18 protein-coding genes are annotated in these 19,260 nt (G+C 55.1%); 9 read left to right on the top strand and 9 right to left on the bottom strand.

The window, feature by feature from the left end; translation table 11 throughout:
- Nucleotides 1-85 precede the first annotated feature (85 nt).
- Genes ACYQ04_RS10260 through ACYQ04_RS10250 form a run of 3 tightly spaced genes read left to right on the top strand, consistent with a single transcriptional unit; the run spans nucleotide 86 to nucleotide 2,954 of the window.
- Nucleotides 86-724: a DUF257 family protein gene (locus tag ACYQ04_RS10260; protein ID WP_460129292.1), complete on the top strand. Its 639-nt coding sequence runs from the start codon at nucleotides 86-88 to the stop codon at nucleotides 722-724.
- 3 nt (nucleotides 725-727) lie between these two features.
- Nucleotides 728-2,194, top strand: a complete 1,467-nt coding sequence (locus tag ACYQ04_RS10255; protein ID WP_460129290.1) for a methyl-accepting chemotaxis protein — start codon at nucleotides 728-730, stop codon at nucleotides 2,192-2,194.
- A 4-nt stretch (nucleotides 2,195-2,198) separates the two neighbouring features.
- Complete coding sequence (locus tag ACYQ04_RS10250; RefSeq protein ID WP_460129288.1) at nucleotides 2,199-2,954, top strand: hypothetical protein; 756 nt, start codon at nucleotides 2,199-2,201, stop codon at nucleotides 2,952-2,954.
- A 16-nt stretch (nucleotides 2,955-2,970) separates the two neighbouring features.
- Here ACYQ04_RS10250 and ACYQ04_RS10245 read toward each other — a convergent pair whose 3' ends face one another.
- Together ACYQ04_RS10245 and ACYQ04_RS10240 are read right to left on the bottom strand one after the other, a co-directional pair.
- Nucleotides 2,971-4,026: a transposase gene (locus tag ACYQ04_RS10245; protein ID WP_460129286.1), complete on the bottom strand. Its 1,056-nt coding sequence runs from the start codon at nucleotides 4,024-4,026 to the stop codon at nucleotides 2,971-2,973.
- The gene (locus ACYQ04_RS10240; RefSeq protein WP_460130233.1) at nucleotides 3,987-4,157 is read right to left on the bottom strand and encodes a hypothetical protein; all 171 of its coding nucleotides are present in this window, start codon (nucleotides 4,155-4,157) and stop codon (nucleotides 3,987-3,989) included. The genes ACYQ04_RS10245 and ACYQ04_RS10240 overlap by 40 nt, the downstream gene beginning before the upstream one ends.
- Nucleotides 4,158-4,462: 305 nt before the next feature.
- Between ACYQ04_RS10240 and ACYQ04_RS10235 the strand changes: the two genes are divergently transcribed.
- The 5 genes from ACYQ04_RS10235 (at nucleotide 4,463) to ACYQ04_RS10215 (ending at nucleotide 10,161) form a co-directional block, all read left to right on the top strand.
- Complete coding sequence (locus ACYQ04_RS10235) at nucleotides 4,463-5,077, top strand: MarC family protein (protein WP_460129284.1); 615 nt, start codon at nucleotides 4,463-4,465, stop codon at nucleotides 5,075-5,077.
- A gap of 64 nt (nucleotides 5,078-5,141) precedes the next feature.
- Nucleotides 5,142-6,449 (top strand): histidine--tRNA ligase, encoded by a 1,308-nt coding sequence (hisS, locus tag ACYQ04_RS10230; protein WP_460130169.1) that lies wholly within the window; start codon nucleotides 5,142-5,144, stop codon nucleotides 6,447-6,449.
- Between the two features lie 215 nt (nucleotides 6,450-6,664).
- Nucleotides 6,665-6,958: a hypothetical protein gene (locus ACYQ04_RS10225; RefSeq protein ID WP_460129282.1), complete on the top strand. Its 294-nt coding sequence runs from the start codon at nucleotides 6,665-6,667 to the stop codon at nucleotides 6,956-6,958.
- Nucleotides 6,959-7,014: 56 nt separating this feature from the next.
- Entirely contained in the window at nucleotides 7,015-9,756 is a 2,742-nt protein-coding gene (gene alaS / locus ACYQ04_RS10220) for an alanine--tRNA ligase (RefSeq protein ID WP_460129280.1), read from the top strand.
- Nucleotides 9,757-9,792: 36 nt separating this feature from the next.
- Entirely contained in the window at nucleotides 9,793-10,161 is a 369-nt protein-coding gene (locus tag ACYQ04_RS10215) for a hypothetical protein (protein WP_460129278.1), read from the top strand.
- Here the strand turns inward: ACYQ04_RS10215 and ACYQ04_RS10210 are convergent.
- The 3 genes from ACYQ04_RS10210 to ACYQ04_RS10200 form a co-directional block, all read right to left on the bottom strand.
- Nucleotides 10,133-10,597, bottom strand: a complete 465-nt coding sequence (locus ACYQ04_RS10210; RefSeq protein ID WP_099209519.1) for a hypothetical protein — start codon at nucleotides 10,595-10,597, stop codon at nucleotides 10,133-10,135. The genes ACYQ04_RS10215 and ACYQ04_RS10210 overlap by 29 nt on opposite strands.
- A 75-nt stretch (nucleotides 10,598-10,672) precedes the next feature.
- Nucleotides 10,673-11,425, bottom strand: a complete 753-nt coding sequence (locus ACYQ04_RS10205; RefSeq protein WP_460129276.1) for a Nif3-like dinuclear metal center hexameric protein — start codon at nucleotides 11,423-11,425, stop codon at nucleotides 10,673-10,675.
- Entirely contained in the window at nucleotides 11,422-12,822 is a 1,401-nt protein-coding gene (locus ACYQ04_RS10200) for an ATP-binding protein (protein ID WP_460130167.1), read from the bottom strand. The genes ACYQ04_RS10205 and ACYQ04_RS10200 overlap by 4 nt, the downstream gene beginning before the upstream one ends.
- Before the next feature lie 93 nt (nucleotides 12,823-12,915).
- Between ACYQ04_RS10200 and ACYQ04_RS10195 the strand changes: the two genes are divergently transcribed.
- A complete protein-coding gene (locus tag ACYQ04_RS10195; RefSeq protein ID WP_460129273.1) occupies nucleotides 12,916-14,685 on the top strand; it encodes a tRNA uridine(34) 5-carboxymethylaminomethyl modification radical SAM/GNAT enzyme Elp3 in 1,770 nt (589 codons plus the stop codon).
- On the opposite strand, the gene ACYQ04_RS10190 is transcribed toward ACYQ04_RS10195, so the two are convergent.
- The 4 genes from ACYQ04_RS10190 to ACYQ04_RS10175 all read right to left on the bottom strand — a co-directional run bounded on the left by ACYQ04_RS10190 (nucleotide 14,682) and on the right by ACYQ04_RS10175 (nucleotide 19,200).
- On the bottom strand, nucleotides 14,682-15,239 hold the full coding sequence (locus ACYQ04_RS10190; RefSeq protein ID WP_460129270.1) for an HdeD family acid-resistance protein: 558 nt from the start codon (nucleotides 15,237-15,239) through the stop codon (nucleotides 14,682-14,684). The genes ACYQ04_RS10195 and ACYQ04_RS10190 overlap by 4 nt on opposite strands.
- A gap of 99 nt (nucleotides 15,240-15,338) precedes the next feature.
- The gene (locus ACYQ04_RS10185; protein WP_460129268.1) at nucleotides 15,339-17,258 is read right to left on the bottom strand and encodes a COG1470 family protein; all 1,920 of its coding nucleotides are present in this window, start codon (nucleotides 17,256-17,258) and stop codon (nucleotides 15,339-15,341) included.
- 5 nt (nucleotides 17,259-17,263) lie between these two features.
- Complete coding sequence (locus ACYQ04_RS10180) at nucleotides 17,264-18,280, bottom strand: ABC transporter permease (protein WP_460129267.1); 1,017 nt, start codon at nucleotides 18,278-18,280, stop codon at nucleotides 17,264-17,266.
- Nucleotides 18,277-19,200, bottom strand: a complete 924-nt coding sequence (locus ACYQ04_RS10175; protein ID WP_460130166.1) for an ABC transporter ATP-binding protein — start codon at nucleotides 19,198-19,200, stop codon at nucleotides 18,277-18,279. The genes ACYQ04_RS10180 and ACYQ04_RS10175 overlap by 4 nt, the downstream gene beginning before the upstream one ends.
- Nucleotides 19,201-19,260 lie beyond the last annotated feature (60 nt).

Here is a 19,260-nt window from a genome sequence, read left to right as displayed (position 1 = left end):
GATGTTTTCTATAACAAATATACGCAAAAATGTTTAAAAACGTTACCTAATATCCAACAATATCAAAGATGGAGGGTGATGTGAAGTGGGAATCGCGGAGATAGTGATGAGCCGAAGGACGAGCGCTCTCGTTGAGCACACCTCGGAGGATATAGTGGGTTACGCTCTCGTGAGGTTCCTCCGAGATGTTGCAGAGCGTTACAACGGTTCGATGGACATAATCATAACTGACTTCGTCGATGCCCTTCCTGTGTACCTCTACCAGGCCGAGCTCCTGGGATTGGACACGGACTTCTTCAGCGATGTCTCAGTCATCAAGGTCGGGGGTAAGATAAACGTCGGAAACGTCCTCTACAAGGTGCCGATATCGCCCTATCCTGTTTACAAGACCCGCTACGAGGATGCGCTCTCAAAGATAGTCGAGAGCAGGGCCGGCAGGGTTCAGCTCAACGTACAGCTCGGCATCGAGATGGTCATGAACCTCTTCGACAGGAAGGAGCTAATCGAGCAGATACACGACATCGGCAGGCAGATAATCCAGAACAAGGACGTAATCAACGTGGTTTTCATCAACGTCGAGGCCGTTGAGCGGGCCTCCTCCGAAGCCCTGCCCCTTCTGAGGGTCATGTTTCCAATGGTAGTCCAGCTCAGGGGAGGCGGTGAGACGTTTACGGTGAGAAAGAGTGTTTTTCCGAGACTTAGGGGAATAAGCGGGGAGGTGTGACCTATGAACTTCCGAAGAAAGCTTCTCCTGTCCATCGCCCTTCCCCTCGTCCTCGTGCTCGTGAGTGCAATCCTCACCCAGCAGTTCGCCATGAGGGAGCTTACGGAGTCCCTGGCTTCATCGGGGGCCTCTGTGCAGTCCGCCCTCAGCTCTCATGAGCACGTTCTCTGGATGAGCGTTGGAGTGATGGCCCTCACGGCCCTCATCTCGGGGGGGATAGCCTACAAACTAATGGGCTCTGCCCTCGAACCGGTCGTCGAGGTGACGCGCGTCGCCGGTGCAATCTCAGAGGGCCGGCTCAAAGAGGCTGAGAGGATGATAGAGAGAATCCGCTACCACGAGAGGGACGAGATAGGCAGGCTCCTCGATGCCTTCAGAGTTATCTCGAGTGACGTCCTTGAGACTCTTGAGCTCATTGCTGAGAAGATGGAAAAGCTAGCGGAGGGTGACGTCTCGGAGGAGCTGACCGCCCACGCCAGGGGGGACTTTGAGGAAATTCTCAACTCTATGCGCTCTGCCATAGGAAACCTGAAGAACCTGATGTTGACGGTAAAGGAGCTGGCAACGACGTTGGAAAAGAGAGCCGATGAGCTCACCAGAATTACCGCGGAGATAAGCGAGGCCGTCAACCAGGTCGCCGAGGCGATAAGCCAGGTAAGTGTCGAGGCCCAGAGACAGCAGGAGAGCATCACGATGGTTATGGACAGTGTGAACCTGACGGCAGACTTAACGAGGAAGACCATGGACGCAGTTGAGGAGTTCAGCGGTGTCGTCAACGAGGTTCTCAGCATAGCGAGGGATGGGGAGGAGAAGGGAGACAGGGCGATATCCCAGATTGAGCAGATTCAGAGTTCGATGCGCTCCATAAGCGAGGCCGTTTCGGAGGTCGCCGACAGGAGCAGGCGGATTGACGAGATAATAAACGCAATCAGCGCAATAGCTGAGCAAACCAACCTCCTGGCGCTCAACGCGGCGGTGGAAGCGGCCAGGGCGGGAGAGCTCGGAAAGGGCTTTGCGGTCGTTGCAGATGAGATTAGGAAGCTCGCCGAGGAGAGCAAGCAGGCGGCCGAGAGGATAAAGAGTATCGTCAACGAGATTCAGGACAAGGTGGAGAACGCGGTCGTTGAGACCAGAAACGGCTCCAGGGTTATAGACGAGTCGGTGGACTTCCTGAGGGAGACCGTTGGATACCTCGTTAACATCGGCGAGCTCCTGCGGGACGTTGAGGAGCGCTTCTCCGAGCTCAAGTCCGAGATAGAGCGGACGAGCGAGGAGGTTGACGAGGCCAAGAAGGCCCTTGAGAACCTCGCCGCAAGCGCCGAAGAAACCACCGCCAGCGCCCAGCAGGTCAGCGCGAGCGCCCAGGAGCAGGCCTCCGCCCTTGAGGAGGTCAGGAGGAACATCCTCGACCTGAGGAAGATAGTCGGTGAGCTCAGGGGTGCCGTGGACTTCATAAAAGTGGAGGCCTGAGAGCATGGAGCACGTTGTCGGTGTGGACGTGATAAACGAGCTCCTTCGGGGGAGCGTGGAAAACGGCTCCGTGATGTCCATACTCTACGACGCCTACTCCCTTGGCTGGGTACTCGGCTTTGAGGTTTTCAGGGCCCTCCTCGATGAGGGCTTCTTTGGTGTTATCCACAATTATTCCCTTCCCGTCCCAAGGCTCGTCTCCAGGGCTTCTTTTGTGGGTTTAAACATCCCAGAACTCGCCAAGAAGGATTCTTTGAGAATCGTTGACATCTTTGGCTCTCGCTACGGCATTCCCCCCGCTGACTCGTACGTTATCAAGGTGGACAACCCGAGCGAGGACACACTGACGCCCAAGATAGAGAAGGTCTACCAGGACGTTGTGTACCCCCTCTCGGGGGGCAGGGGTATAATCAAGCTAATCTACACCCTCGACGGAGCGGTTATAATGTTCGGGGAAAGGCCGACGCTTCGGCTCCTTAACTCGGAGGTGGCCTTCCTCGCAAGGGAGTCCCTCAGTCGGCGGATTTCAACTGTGCTCCTCCTCAACACGGACGTCGTCTCCGAGCGCCTCGTTGCGTGGGTTTCGAGCATTTCGGACACGATGGTCGCCTTCAGGTCCAGCATAAGGGAAGACACGCTCGTTGAGAGAATGCTCATACTCAAAACACCGAGCCCGAGCTTCGAGCCAACGACCTACGAGTTCCGGCTCTCAACAAGGAACGGCAAGGTTCACCTGCTCCACTTCGAGAGGCTCAACTAGCTCCGCCAACCGAGTGTCATTGTCTATCATGAGTTTTTAGTGAATTTACGCCCCACCAGCCAACGACGAATGCTGACGAAGAGTGAGCATCTAATCCCAACCTCCAAGCCAACTCCCGTCCCAACTTTGAGGAACCAGAGGGATTAACCAGAAACACTTCAAAACCCATCTTCAACGCCATAACGACACCATGTTCGAGGAGCTCCCTCTTAGCAAAATTCGACGCCTTCCGATTTCCTTTCCTTGAAGTCGTTGCTCGTCCATTTCTCCTTTTAATTCTTCCTAAATCCTCAAAGAACACCACTCCAACGCCATGATAAAATGCATAATCCAACAGGCGAGCGAGGGCTTTTATCCTTAAATCCCTCGCCTTCTTTTTTGAGAACCCTGGAGAATTGACCTCAGGAAAGTGCTCAACTCTAACGTCCCGAATAATACCGTTCTCATCGAGAATAACCATATTTATCCTGTCAGAGTTCAAATCAAACCCAGCATAAAGTTTTCCATTGGTTACCCTCCCGTAGTGTCTCAGATAAATCTCAAACGGCACCTGAATGTGGAGGTAAACTTTTCCATTCTTCAGGACAACCTGAGCACCGTATTTGAACTTTTGAGCATCAAGAATAACCGAAAGAAACTTCTCGGCAGTTTTCATATTAAAGTTTAGCCATTCACTATTCGAGCGTATTTTGACACTCGGCCATTCAATCCTCACGTTTCTATTTCCATTCTCGTTCTCCTTGGGTTTGCTGATGAGGAATTTCGACTTCAAGTGAATGTGTCTCGGATTCCCACCGTTTTGCTCTGCCCCCTTTAACAGCATTTTAGCATAATCCCACGCACTATCGGAATACCACCAGTTGTTGAGAACCAGTCGGGAGACTTCTTTTACGCCTTCACTCTTTTTAATGTCCTTGAGCTGGAGTCTTATCGCCAGTTCGACGGCTCTTTTGAATTTTTCTGCTAGGAGTGCGAGTTTTAGGTAGTCTTCCGATGTTTTTGGTTCAAGCTTTGTCTTGATGGTTACGTAGTTTACTTCTGCTCGACGGGTCGTTCGTGTTTTTCGAGCCATAACTCGATAGCCTCCGTTATGGCCATTCCAAGAGCACCTTTTTTAACTCCATAAACGTCGAGGATTTTCTTTCGGAACTTAACTTCGAGGTCGTCGGGGATTTTCACGGTTATGATTCCCATTGTATTCACCAAAATTCTTAAATACTTGTTTTCTTAAATAGTTTCTGGTTGTGAGACCAGTCCGGTGAAGTTGATGAGCTATGCGAGGTGGAGGGCTGGTTGAGCCCTGTGGGTGTTCGGGCGACCCGTTCCGCCGGAGTGTGCTGAAAGAGTAAGGAGAGTTGGGCGGGGCGGTCTAAGTCTGGGCACCCGCAGAACCTCGGGGAATGAGCCCTCACGTGGGTTTACGAAAACTCACGTGGGAACGACCCCGGTCTCGTCATTGCCATCCCTAGTTGGCATAGCTTTTTAAATCGCTTTCCCCAGCTTTCGGTATGAGCGAGCTGTCAACGATACTTAGCTCAGCGTTGCTGATGCTCATCATGATTGACCCGAGCGACAAGATACTCCTCGTCAGCTTCCTGCGCGAGGACTTCCAGATTGACGACATTAAAGCCCTTATCGTGAGGGCAAACCTGATAGGCTTCCTTCTCTTGGCGACTTTCGCGATAGCGGGCCAGATAATCCTCCAGGAGATTTTCCACATCAACATAAACGCCCTGAAAGTTGCCGGGGGCTTCGTTCTCTTCAAAATCGGTCTCGAGGCTTTGGAAGGCGGTGGAATGTTCACCCTCAAGAGGGAGCGCGACATTCTCGCTTTAGCGGCAGTCCCGGTCGCGATGCCTCTTATAGCCGGTCCCGCGGCAATAACCGCGGTAATAACCCTCACCGCCGAGTACGGCTACCTCGTCTCGCTCTCTGCAACGGCCATAGCGATAGCAATCGTTGCGCTCTCGATGTTCGTGGCGCTCTACATGATGAAGTCCGTGAACAAGACACTTCTGAGCGTCACAATCAGGATAATCGGTCTCTTCATAATGGCCATTGGAGCTCAGATGATGGTCGAGGGCGTCGTCGGGATATACCTCCTTATGACCTCGGCTGGATAAACGTCAAAACCGGCCGGGATAACCTTTTAACTTCTCCCTCCTCTCTTCCGAAAAGGTGAGAGGGATGAAGGTTGAGCGCGTTAAGGGAACGAGGGATTTCCTGCCCGAGGAGATGGCAAAGAGGAGATGGGTCTTCGAGAGGATTCGCGAAACCTTTGAGCGCTACAACTTCCACGAGGTTCTAACTCCAACCTTCGAGTACACCGAGCTCTTCAAGCTCAGGAGCGGTGAAGAGGTCGTAAAACAGCTCTACGCCTTCCTCGACAAGGGCGGGAGGGACATCTCCCTGAGACCTGACATGACGTCGAGCGTCGCGAGGCTCTACGTTGCTTCCTTCCAGACGGCCCCGAAGCCAATCAAGTGGTACTACATGGCCAACATGTTCCGCTACGAGGAACCTCAGAGCGGCCGGTATAGGGAATTCTGGCAGGCCGGCGTTGAGCTCATCGGGAGCGATAAGGTTGAGGCTGATGCTGAGGTTATAGCGCTCTTCACCGAGAGCTACCTCGCGACCGGTTTGGAGGACTTCACCGTCAACATCGGTGACCGCGTTCTGCTCGACGAGTTCGCCAAGATGCTCGGCGTCAAAGACGACATCGGGCTCATGAGGCTCATAGACAAGAAGGACAAGCTTACCAGGGAGGAGTTCGTAAATGCTTTGAAGGACTTCGGGCTGAGCGATGAAGGAGTCGAGAAGGTCCTCTCGCTGGTTGAAATCAAAGGCGAGCCGAACGAGGTTCTCCCGAAGGCCGAGGAGCTGTTCACGAGCGAGGAAGCTAAAGCCGAGATAAAGCGCCTCTACGAGCTCGTCGATTTACTCGACGCCTACGGTGTCTCGAAGTGGATTAGGATTGACCTCGGAATAGCGAGGGGCTTCGACTACTACACGAGCGTCGTCTTTGAGGCGATAGCGCCGAACGACCTCGGAATCGGCTCGATTGGCGGCGGCGGTCGTTACGACAACCTCATCGAGGTCTTTGGCGGAAAGCCAACCCCGGCGACGGGCTTCGCCATCGGCGTCGAGAGGCTCATTCCAATCCTTGAGTGGAAAGGTCTCATTCCGGAAATCAAGCTCAGACCCGACGTTTACGTGATTCCCATCGGAAAAGACACTGAGCTCAGGAAGACGGCCGTCGAGGTGGTATCTTCCCTCAGGAGGGCGGGCGTTAGGGCCGACGTCGAGCTGACGGGAAGGAAGCTGAGAAAGGCCCTCGACTACGCGGGCAGGCTCAACGTCCCCTATGTCGTCCTCATCGGGAAGCGGGACCTTGAGAACGGCAACGTCACGATAAGGGACATGGAAACGGGCGAGCAGAGGGTCGTGAAGAAAGAAGACGTTGTGAAGGAGCTCGTGGAAGCGCTGGGGCTTTAAAGCTTGAATTCTTTTGCCTTCCTCTTCATCCTCCACTCCTCAAGCCTTCGGACGAAGGGACAGCGGGCGCGCCACTTCTGTATTGCCCTCCTCAGAAACTCGCACATCTTGACCACCAGAGTTTATAAGAGGCAACCGTTAAAACCCTTTGTGCCGTAGGGATGATGACTCTGGAGCCCCCTGATTGGTGATGACGTTTCGCGGGGCTGACCGGCATGAAGAGGCGTCTCTGCCGTGAGTACATCGAGGAGATTGAGAGGCTCGAGCGCTCGATTCGCGAGCTTGAGGAGGAGATAATAGAGCTGAGGATGCAGCTGAAGCTCAAGGTTGATGAAGCCAACAGGCTTGCCATCGAGAACGCGAGCCTGAGGCACAAGCTTGAGATGATGGAGAGGCGCGAAAAGAGGCTTGTGGAGTTCCTCAAGAAAATGAAGGTCCCGCTAATTTACATCGATGAAGAGCAGTTCGAAGACGTTGACGTCGACCTGTCCCTCGATTCGAAGGAGTGAGGGAAAGGTTAATTAGGAGCGCCCCTCTTCTTAGGTCAGCTTAAGGGGTGAGGTTAATGAGCATGGATATGACGACTCGCATGTTCAAGGAGGAAGGATGGATAAGGAAGCGGTGCCCCAAGTGTGGCAAATACTTCTGGACGCTCGACCCTGACAGGGAAACCTGCGGCGACCCGCCCTGTGATGAGTATCAGTTCATAGGAAAGCCCGGCATACCGAAGAAGTACACCCTCGACGAGATGCGCGAGAAGTTCCTGAGCTTCTTCGAAAAGCACGGCCATGGGAGGGTCAAGCGCTACCCGGTTCTTCCGCGCTGGAGGGACGACGTCCTCCTCGTCGGCGCTTCAATCATGGACTTCCAGCCCTGGGTCATCAGCGGAGAGGCTGACCCGCCGGCGAACCCGCTCACGATTTCCCAGCCATCGATTCGCTTTACAGATATCGACAACGTTGGAATAACGGGCAGGCACTTCACGATTTTCGAGATGATGGCCCACCACGCCTTCAACTACCCCGGCAAGCCGATTTACTGGATGGACGAGACGGTTGAGCTCGCCTTCGAGTTCTTCACCAAGGAGCTGAAGATGAAACCGGAAGATATAACCTTCAAGGAGAACCCTTGGGCCGGTGGAGGAAACGCCGGACCGGCGTTCGAGGTCCTCTACCGCGGTCTGGAAGTGGCAACGCTCGTCTTCATGCAGTACAAGAAGGCCCCTGAAAACGCCGACCCGAGCCAGGTGGTCGAGATAAAGGGCGACTACTACGTCCCGATGGAGACGAGGGTCGTTGATACCGGCTACGGCCTCGAGAGGCTCGTCTGGATGAGCCACGGCACTCCAACGGCTTACGACGCCGTTCTTGGCTACGTTATCGAACCGCTCAAGAAGATGGCCGGCGTTGAAAAGATAGACGAGAGAATTTTGATGGAGAACTCCCGCCTCGCTGGAATGTTCGACATCGAGGACATGGGCGACCTGCGCTACCTTCGCGAGCAGGTTGCCAAGCGCGTCGGCATAACCGTCGAGGAGCTGGAGAAGGCCGTTAGGCCCTACGAGCTAATCTACGCGATAGCCGACCACACGAAGGCCCTAACCTTCATGCTCGCCGACGGCGTAATCCCGTCCAACGTCAAGGCAGGCTATCTGGCGAGGCTTCTCATCAGGAAGAGTATAAGACACCTCCGCGAGCTCGGTCTGGAGATTCCGCTCGCTGAAATCGTCGCCATGCACATAAAGGAACTCTCACCGACGTTCCCCGAGTTCAAGGAGATGGAGGACGTTATACTCGACATCATCAACGTCGAGGAGAAGCGCTACCACGAGACCCTCAAGAGGGGAAGCGACCTGGTGAAGCGCGAGATAGCCAAGCTCAAGAAGAAGGGCATAAACGAGCTCCCGCTCGACAAACTCATCCTCTTCTACGAGAGCCACGGCCTGACGCCGGAGATAGTGGCCGAGATTGCCCAGAGGGAGGGCATAAAGGTCGAGATTCCGGACAACTTCTACACGCTCGTTGCCAAGCAGGCCGAGAAGACCGAGAAGAAGACCGCCGGAGAATACGTGGTGGACTTCGAGCTGGTTAAAGACCTGCCCGACACGAGGACGCTCTACTACGAGGACCCCTTCATGAAGGAGTTCGACGCCGAGGTCGTTATGGTCATAGACGACTGGATAATCCTTAACCAGACGGCCTTCTATCCGGAGGGTGGCGGTCAGCCCTACGACACCGGAACGCTCGAGGTTAACGGCGGGGAGGTCAAGGTCACCAACGTCCAGAAGGTCGGGAAGGTCATACTCCACAGGGTCGAGAGGCCGGAGCTCTTCAAGGAGGGAGCCAAAGTTCACGGAAAGCTCGACTGGGACAGGAGAATCCAGCACATGCGCCACCACACGGGGACGCACGTCCTCATGGGCGCGCTCGTCAGGGTCTTAGGAAAGCACGTCTGGCAGGCCGGTTCACAGCTCCATACCGACTGGGCCAGGCTGGACATAAGCCACTACAAGCGCATAAGCGAGGAGGAGCTCAGGGAGATAGAGCGCCTCGCCAACCGCGTCGTCATGGAGAACAGGAAGGTCACCTGGGAGTGGCTCCCGAGGACGGAGGCCGAGATGAAGTACGGCTTCAGGCTCTACCAGGGTGGAGTCGTCCCCGGAAGGGTCATCAGGGTGCTCAAGATCGAGGACTGGGACGTCCAGGCCTGCGGTGGAACGCACCTGCCCAACACTGGCCTTATAGGTTCGATCAAGATTCTGAGAACCGAGCGCATACAGGACGGCGTTGAGAGAATAATCTTCGCCGCCGGAGAGGCCGCGGTTGACTGGATGCAGGAGACCGAGAGGCTCCTCAAGAGAACCGCCGAGACCTTCCGCGTCCCGCCCGAGAAGGTGCCGGAGACTGCCGAGAGGTTCTTCAACGAGTGGAAGGAGGCGAGGAAGGAGGTCGAGAAGCTCAGGAAGGAGCTGGCGAAGCTCCTCGTCTACGAGCTGGAGAACAGGGTCGAGAAGGTTGGCGATGTAGAATTCATCGGCGCGGTCGTTGAGGGCACGATGGAGGACCTCCGCGAAGCGGCCAACAGGCTCAGAAAGGAGAAGCACGTCGTTGTCCTCATCAGCAGGGAAGGCCACTTCGTTGTTGCAGTCGGCGACGGCCTCGACCTTAAAGCGGGAGAGCTGGCGAAAGTAATAACCTCCGTCGCCGGCGGTGGCGGCGGTGGAAGGAAGGAACTCGCGCAGGGCAGGATAAAGAACCCGCTGAAGGCCGAGGAAGCGATAGAGGAGGTTAAGAAGAGGCTTGGTTGAGTTTTTCTTTTCTTCCCTCCTGATTCAACCCAAGAGGTGTCCCCAATCAAGGTCAAAACCCTAACCCGCCAGATAATCGCGCTCGCAGATGAACTCGGCCTTAAAGCCGTTCCAGAATACAGAACCCGGGACGGCACTAGAATAGACGTGGCGATACTCGACGGCGAGAAAAAGCTTTTGGCGATAGAGCTTGAGGCTTCCTTCAAGTGGTTCCCCCAGAGGGTCCTCTACGACGTGGTCAAGGCCCACAGAGCTGGCTTCCCCGAGCTCTGGATAATCACTCCCTTTCAGGGAAGCCCCGGCTGGGTTGTCAAATACGCGGAAGAAGTCGGGCTCATCCTTAGGATAATGGGAGAAGAGAGGGTTCTTTCAAAGCTCAGGACTTTTCTCCCTTCCGGTACTTGATGTAGATGACGTCTTCAGCGTGCCAGAACGGGGCCTTTTCTCCGATGACCTTTATCTCTGGCGTGGCTTCTCCATTGACAACCTTAACCGCGAGCTCCTTGGGAAGCTGGAACTGTACGTATACTTGACTAGGGAGGCTGTCCTTGTTTACCGTTATTCTGAACGTGGTTGTCCCCCTGTAGTTTTTGTCCCCGTATCTGACCAGATAGCTCGTCCCCTCTGGGAATTTAATCGTCAGCTCAAAGGAGCTTATCTTGGGGTTTATGTGCATCGTAAAGAGGCCAAAGCCATCCTGTGTTACAAACGTAACGCTCTGGTTGTCTATGTAGAACACCTCTTTGTAGTCAATCGTAGCCGGCGGCAGCTGGGCGGTCTTGAAAGCGTACGCCACGAGTGCAATCGTGATAATTGCCATAATAGCGAGGGCCTTGTTCATCCCTGTCACCCGAAAAACTTTGTTTCAGCAGGTTATTAACGCTTTTGTGTAGGTGATTACGCCGAAAAAACGAAATTAAAGGCCGGTTGGCTCATCTATGAAGAAGACGCTCAGTCCAAAGCGCTCTCTAACGAGCTCCATCAAAGCCTTAACTCCCAGCGTCTCTGTCTTGTAGTGCCCCGCGACCAAAACACTCTGGGGCAGGTCGAGGGCGGTTAGGTAATCCGCGTGGCCGAATTCGCCGGTGATGAGCAGGTCTATTCCCTTCCTGTAAGCTTCTTCCAGCGCAAAGGCGCCTGCCCCGCTTATCGTACCGACGGTTTTAATCTTCCTCTCCCCGAACTCGTAGGTCTTAACGGTCGTGTCGAGCTTCTCCGCTATTATCTGGGCTACCTTCTCAATCGGCTGTGGTTTTTCAAACTCGCCGTAGAAGCCTATGCTCAGGCCCTTGTACTCGCCGAAGGGTCCCCTAGGTTCCAGACTGAGGAGCCTGAGCAGGCCGACGTTGTTGCCGGCTTCCGGATGAGCATCGAGGGGCAGGTGGGCGGCGTAGAGGTTCAGGCCGTTCTCGATTAGCGCCTTCAACCGCTTGTAGTGGATACCTGTTATGTAGTTAAGACCTCCCCAAATCATCCCGTGATGCACTATCAGCATGTCGGCCTTTCCCTTCACTGCCTTCTCGATTGTTCTGAGCGTCGTGTCAACGGCGAAAGCTACCCTCTCAACCTCCGTCTTTCCCTCCACCTGGAGACCGTTGCTCGACTTGTCAGGGTAAGCCGAAACCTGAAGGTACTCGTCGAGGAAAGCGACCAGCTCGTCGCGGTTCATTTCTCTCCCTCCAGCAGGTTTTTGATTCCCTCCTCATCGAGGGCTATAACGTTTTCCGGAACGTTCCTTAGCTTCCTCGCGATTAGGAGGTAATAAACCTCTCCCCTCCAGCCGGTGAGTTCCACCTTCCTTCTGAGCTCCTCAAGGAGCTTCTCAGCGTTCTGAGCCTTCTTCCTCCACTTGCACTCTCCAAAAATGGCTTTCCTCCCCCCGGGATCCAGGGCAACGATGTCAATCTCGTAGACCTTCTTCTTTCCACCTTCTCTGTAATAGCCCCAGTGTCGCCCGATAACTGCCGGCTGAAACGGGAGAAAGTTTCCGCCGAGCCTTAACAGCTCCCTGCAGGTGAAGTCGAACCTTTTGCCAGCGTAGTCCGGGAGATTCCTTTTAACGTCTCCCCATAGCCTTTCCCGGTTCACTTCGTACTCGCTCAGCCTCGGCTGGACGAAGTGGAACCAGAAGTTCAGGAAGGGATGCCTTAGGTAGAGGACGCTCCCCTTCCCCAGAACTGCCCTATCGTAATCGACGAGCTTGAAGTAGTTCACCAGCTCGTGGAGTTGTCTCGTTATCGAGGTTTCCTTCCTGTTCAGGTAGCCGGCAATCTCACCCGGCGAAGTCGAGCCGTTGGCTATCGCCTCAAGGATATCGTAGTAAACCCCCGAGCGCTTCCCAAACTCCAGCGAGAGTATCCTCGGGACTTCCTCCTCCAGGGGCGCCGAATAGCTGAAGATTAGCTCCTCGAGAATCCTTTCCGCGCCCTCGCCTTCAAGCCCCTCGTCCTCAACGGCCACCCAGTAGCGGGGAAAGCCACCAAAGACGGAGTAGAGCGTTATGAAGTCGTCGAGGTTCTCTATTCCAACTTCCCTCGCCATCTCGTAGCTTCCCCTGATGTCGAGAGGCTCTAAGCGAAGCTCCCGCTTTATTCTCCCGTAGAGGGGCTCTTTGGAGTCCTTGAAGAGCTTTTCCACCATTCCAACCGTTGAGCCAGTAAAGATTAGGAGCAGGGGCTTCCCTTCGTTCTCATCCATAAACCGCTGAAGCGTTGAATAGACCGAAGGCTCGACGAAGCGGAAGTCCTGAAACTCATCGAAAGCCACCGCGCCGGTGAAACGCTCAAATAGAACCTCGAAGAAGTCGTCCCAGCTCTTGAGCTCCTCCCTTTTGGAGAGAACGCCTTTTCCCCGGAGGATTTCCGAGTACTCCCTCAGGAGGGAGGCCGAGCTTTTGCCCCTGTTCACGAAGAAGTACAAATCGCCCTCGCTCAGGAACTCCCTCAGCAGTCTCGTTTTCCCCACCCGCCTGAGGCCGTAGATGGCAACGCTGTAGAGCTTTCTCTTGGAGCGCTCCTTGGCCTTCATGAGGAGCTCCATCTCGCGCTCCCTGTCGATGAAGCGCATTTTATTCACCAACTGAATTATTCACTAAGTGAATATAAGCTTTCCGGCAAACCCTTTTAAAACCCCGCCCTACATCGAGCGAGAGGTGTCGCTATGGACGAGTTTGAGAGGGCCGTTAACGAGCTGGCGAGACTCGTGATGGAGGGCGAGATTAAAAGCAGGGACGAGCTCAACCGCTGGAAGATTAAGGTGGCGAGAAAGTATCATCTCTCAAAGATTCCGGGCAATTCTGACATCCTGAAGGCCATTCCCGAGGAGAGGCGCGAGGAGTTCAGGGACTTGCTGAAGAGAAAGCCAACGAGGACGATAAGCGGGGTGGCTGTTGTTGCTATGATGACGAAGCCCTTTCCCTGCCCCCATGGCAGGTGTATCTACTGTCCCGGCGGGCCGAGCGTCGGTTCCCCCCAGAGCTACACGGGAAGGGAGCCGTCAGCTTTAAGGGCGATTCAGAGCGCTTATCACCCCTACATCATCATGATGCGCCGCCTTAAACAGCTCACCGACATAGGCCACGACGTTGACAAGGTCGAGGTCATAATCCAGGGCGGGACCTTTCCGGCGGTTGACCTGGACTACCAGGAGTGGTTCATCAAGTGCGCCTTCAAGGCCATGAACGACTTTCCACACTTTAGAGACATAGAGAACCTCGAGGAGAAGCTGATTAGGCTGATAGTGAAGAAGGACGAGTCCGTTTTTGAGGAGGACCCGAAGTTCCGCGAGGCGTGGCTCAAAACCCACTCCAAACCCTACTACTATCTTGAAGACGAGCAGAGGAAGAACGAGAAAGCTAAGGTCAGAATGGTCGGCCTTACGATAGAGACAAGGCCCGACTGGGCCTTCGAGAGGCAGATTGACAGGATGCTCAAGCTCGGAACGACGCGCGTTGAGCTGGGCGTTCAGACGGTTTTCAACTTCATCCACGAGAGGACCAAGCGCGGTCACGGCGTCGAGGAGATAGTGAAGGCCACTCAACTCCTCCGCGACGCTGGCTTGAAAATCAACTACCACATAATGCCCGGTCTTCCAGGGAGCAACTTCGAACGCGACCTTTACACCTTCAGGACGATTTTCGAGGATTCCCGCTTCAGGCCCGACATGCTCAAGGTTTACCCGACGCTCGTAACTAAGGACGCCCCCCTCTATCGCTGGTGGAAGGAAGGTAAATACCGTCCCTACCGCACGGAAGAAGCGGTAGAGCTCCTCGTCGAGGCCTACAAGCTCTTCCCGAAGTGGGTCAGGGTAATGAGAATCCAGCGCGACATTCCGGTTCAGCTCATCGTTGATGGAGTTAAGCACTCCAATCTGGGACAGCTTGTCTTCAACGAGCTTATCAAGAGGGGCATAAGGCCGAGGGAAATTCGCTTTAGAGAAGTCGGTCATATGATGGAGAAGTTCGGAATCCAGCCGGAGGTCGAGCACATAAAGCTCCTCCGCGAGGACTACGAGGCATCTGGCGGAAGGGAGATTTTCCTGAGCTTTGAAGATACCAAGAACGACATACTGATAGGCTTCCTGCGCCTCAGGATTCCGAGCGAAAAAGCTCACAGGAAGGAGATAAACTGCTGTCCTTCAGCTATAGTCAGGGAGCTCCACGTTTACGGCCCGCTCGTGCCGATTGGAGGAAAGCCACGCTACGAATGGCAACACAGGGGTTACGGAAGGGAGCTTCTGGCCGAGGCTGAAAGAATCGCCCGCGAGGAGTTCGACGTCAAGAAGATGCTCGTTATCAGCGGTGTCGGCGTCAGGAACTACTACCGGAAGTTCGGCTACCGGAAGAACGGGCCCTACGTCGCGAAGAGGCTCGATAGGGGCTACGCCGAATATAAAAAGAGCATGGAGTTCGACGCGCACCTGAACACTTAAGCCGAGACCCCGCTTTGTTCGCCTCCTGCCTTCGCCGCCAGCGCTATCGCGATGAAGTTGGCGCCGCTCATTATGAGGTCGAGCGATACGAACAGTCCAATCGCCCAGAGGCTTGACCAGGGCCACTGGAGCACTATCAGGGCACCGAGGAATATCGTCAGGACTCCTGAGAGGGTCATCAGCGCCCACTGGCTCACGTCCTTGTTCTGGAAGGCAACTCCAATCCTTATCGCGCCTATTGCAATCAGCGAGAACCCGAGGACGAGCGTCAGTACGGTCGTCGCGAGAACGGGGTTCTCAAGGGTCGCTATACCGCCTATGACGTAGATGACACCCATGAGTATGTGCAGGCCCCTGCTCTTCCAGTCCCTGGCCTTCGCTATTCCCTGGGCAATCTGGAGCGCTCCGGCGACGAGCATGAAGGCTCCGAAGATGGCAACGCTCGTTATCGTCACCAGTGGCAGGAGGAGCAACCCAGCGAATCCTAGGGTCACGAAGATTATTCCAAGGCCCAACAACCAGGCCCAGTTCTTCTTGAGCTCACCGTATCCCATGGAACCACCCCCAAGTTTTTTCACAAAAAGTAACTTTAACAGCTTAAAAAGTTTTCTGTAGTGAAGTTACTAAAATCTCGAAAAAGAAAAGGAAAGGCTTCAGCGCCTTCCGTACTTCCTGAGGATTACTGCCAGGATTACAAGCGCGGCCAGTATCATGCCGATGCCCAGGTAAGTGGCCCCGCTCCCCTTCGTCACGGTAACGCGGACCTGCTCCTGAGTTTTCTTCTGGTCGCTTTCGGCGGTGAGGGTGATGAAGTAGTCGCCGGCATCGACGTTTCCAGGGACGTTTATCTTAACCGTGAACGTGACCTCTCCGTTTTTCTCCACGCTGGCCACACGCTCGGGAGTTACCTGCACGTTCCAGCCCTGTGGAGCATCGACTTTGAGTTTTACGTTGGTCAGCGGGCTTGTCCCTGTGTTGTATACTCTGACGCTCAACGTCGTCTCTCCTCCAGCCTTCACCTTTACGCTGTACCTCTCAAGGCCAATCGCTATCCCGTAGCTCCCCATGAGCTGGGCTCTGAGCGTGACTTTCTTCTCCATGTCGCTTCCCAGCGACCTTATCGTCAGGTTCGCCGTGTAGTTCCCGAGCTTTGCCGTGTCGGGAGGTATTAGAATCACATACAGTCTCTTCTCCTTGCCTGCATCTACGTACGTTGAGCTTATACCCGTCCTCGACTCCGGACTCTCTACCACCATTCCACCCCAGTTGGGGGGCACGCGGAGCGTTAACGAGTAGCTGTCGCTCTCCTTTCCGAGGTTCCTGAGTATTACCTCGTAGGTCAGCGTCTCTCCGAGAACGACGCTCTTCGAGGGTGCCGGCACGAAGACGTCGAAGTAGTACGGGAGCTTCTCCAGATTGACCGTGACCTCCGTTTTTTCTCCTGCCTTCAGTTTTACCGTCTCGGTGACCTTTTTGTAGGCCTCCTTGGAGACGATGAGCTTGTAAACTCCCTCGGGCGCGTGGAGGACCGCGGTTCCGTCGGGAAGCGTCACGGCCCGGGTGGAGATTCCGCCGCCGGTCAGCTCGACCTTGGCACCTCCCACGTAGGTGCCCGAGCTTTCGTCCACGACCCTAACGACGAGCGTGCCGTTTTCCCCAGCGTGGGTCTCGGTCACGTAGACGTGAACCCAAACGCTCTCGTTTCCCGCGAGTATCTTGAGGGGATGGTCGCCTACGCTCGCGTTGCTCGGAATGCTCACGAGAACGGTTACTGTTCTCTCCCCGCTCACCCTGACGATTCTAACCGGTGAGCCGCCCGCGAGGAACCTGACGCTCCATCCCGGTGGTGCCCGGGCGCTCAGTGGGACGTCAGTTGGGGTTGACGAAGAGAGGTGAAGCGAGAAGCTGACGTTCGTTCCTGCAACGGCCTCCTTCCCCGGGCAATCAACGTACGCTTGAAGGGGTCTTCCCTGGACGACTGCCAGAATTGTGACGCTTGCGTTTCCGGCCCCAACTTTTATCCTGTAAGTTCCCGGTGTACTTCCGGCCTTCAAGACGAGGGTCAGGGGAAAGCTCTCCCCGTGCTTCAGGTAGAGGCCGAGAACGCTGACGCTGCCGGATTTGAGGATTCCAGTCCATCCCTCCGGGACCTGAACGGAAAGGGGGACATAGCCGGACTCTCCGAGGTTCTTCACGGTCAGTCCTATTCCCACCTCTTCCCCTGGCGACAGCAGTACCTCGTGGATTTGGGTGCTCAGCTCGACGTGGGTCTCGCCTCCGGTAAGCTTCACCCGTTTTCCTATGAAGAACAGCCTGGCCTGGCCCCTGTCGGGAAACACGCTCCCGACGACGATGGAGAGGTTGTTGATTGTAACGTTGTCCCCAAAGGAGAGCACGTAGAGAGTTCCATTGATTCTAACGGCCGCCCCTCCGTTTGAGGAAACGTCCACCAGCGTGACGTTCATGCCGTTTACTTTCACGGTCTCGCCGATGCTGAGCGTCACTCCCACCGTCTCAGCCAGAACGCCCGGAAGAAAAAGGAGGAGTATAAGCCCTGCAAGGGCCCGTCTCATGTTAATCACCTTATCTCAGCTCTCACGAACCCGAGGTACGCCAGCACAAACCAGAGGATTATGTAGGCGAACAGCGTTATTATCTCCTTCTTCGCAAAGGAGAGGCTTTCGCTCAGGCTGTACTTTGGAGCCTCTTCCGTTGGTGAGTGGGGGATGAAGTACGATTCGCTGGACTCCTTGTACGGGTCCAAGACGTAGTCCGATATGACCTCGAAGTCGTTCATGGGTGACAGCATGGTTATGTAGTACTCGGTCTTCCAGTACCTCCTGCCCCATTCCATGGTCTTGTTCTCGTACTCCTCCATGAGCTTCTCGTACTTGTTGAGCTCGGCCAGGGTAACGTTCTTGCTGGAGTGTATCTTCTGGGACATTGCTTGGAGCTCCGGCGGCATCTTGGGCTGCGGTCCGACGATGACCCTCGCCACCACAGGGGCCACCGTCATTATGACCACTATGAATATCAGGAACATTACGAGGGAGTACATTAGGGCGTTGCCGCTCTTCTTTGCGTACGCCGAAAAAGCCACCGCCATGGTGAAGAACAGGAACAGGTACAGGTAAGCGAACAGGAAGTACGTTATCAGCCTCGTGTAGCTGTCTATGGTTACGCCTGCCCATACGAGCATTCCCGTGACGACGAGGCCGGTTACGAGGACGGCAAATGCGAGGGTTATCGCACCCCCAAGGAGTTTGCCGAGGATTACCTGGTCCCTGAAAACTGGGTGGCTCATGAGGACCTTGAGCGTCCTGTCCTCCCTCTCGCGCGTTATGGCGTCGAAGCCGAGGGCCAGCGCGAAGATTGCCCCGACGAACTGAAGGTTCGACGTAACGCCGAACATCACCTCGTAGACCTTGCGCGTGCTCTCACCGGAAGACATTCCACCCAGGCTTATGACCTCTATGTTGAGCTTAACCTGGATGAGGGCCAGCACCATCACCACGAGCAGGAACCCGAAGAAAATCAGGAAGCGCCTGCTCGTCAGGTAGTCCCTAAACTCCTTCTCGGCTATCGCCCCAATCATTCCGCTCCCCTCCCGTAGACGAGTTCCATGAAGATTTCCTCGAGGCTGGGCTCGTGGAGGTGGACGTCGAGGACGGTGTACCCCTTCCCCGTCAGCTCCCTAACGAGGTCCTCCCTGATGTCCCTTTCAGCGTACACCACCAGTTTCCTGTCCCCGCTCCTCCTCCACTCTATCACGTCCGTTTCGAGACCCTCAATCTCGAGGGGTTCCTTGGTCTCAACGGTTATCAGGTACCTGCCTTCCATGAACTTCCTCTTTATCTCCTCCTGGCTCCCGCTTATGAGGAGCTTTCCCTGGGAGATTATGCCGATTTCATCGCTGACCTCCTCAACCTCCGCGAGTATGTGGCTTGAGAAGAATATCGTCTTGCCGTCCTTCTTCAGCTTCCTCACGAGCTCCCTGAGCTCAACTGCCCCCCTCGGGTCGAGGCCGTTCGTCGGCTCGTCAAGGAAGAGTATATCCGGGTCGTTGAGGAGGGCCTGTGCGAGGAGGAGTCTCTGCTTCATTCCGGTCGAGAATCCCTCAACCTTCCTGTCCGCAACTTCCTTCAGGCCGACGAGTTCGAGGAGCTCCCTCGCCCTCTTCTCCGCCTCGTTCCTTGGCATTCTGTAGAACTTGGCGAAGTAGAGGAGGTTGTCGATTGCGCTCAGGTTCGGGTAGAGGCCGCCCTCCGCCGGCATGAAGCCCGTTATCCTCTTGACTTCCACGGGCTTTTCCATCACGTTGATTCCAGCGACGCGCGCCGTCCCTTCAGTCGGTTCCACGAGCCCAAGGAGCATAAGGATTGTCGTCGTTTTACCAGCCCCGTTGGGGCCCAAAAATCCATAGACCGTTCCCTTCTTGACCCTGAGGTTGAGGTGGTCCACGGCGACCGTTCCATCGTAGACCTTGGTCAGATTTTCTGTCTCTATCGCGTACATAAAGACCACCACAAGGAATGGAAATTGAGAACATATAAACCTTTCTGCAACTTCAAAATC

Source organism: Thermococcus prieurii, from assembly GCF_054657655.1.
The sequence above is the reverse complement of the archived record's forward strand: the minus strand, read 5'-3'. Positions and strand labels throughout refer to the sequence as shown.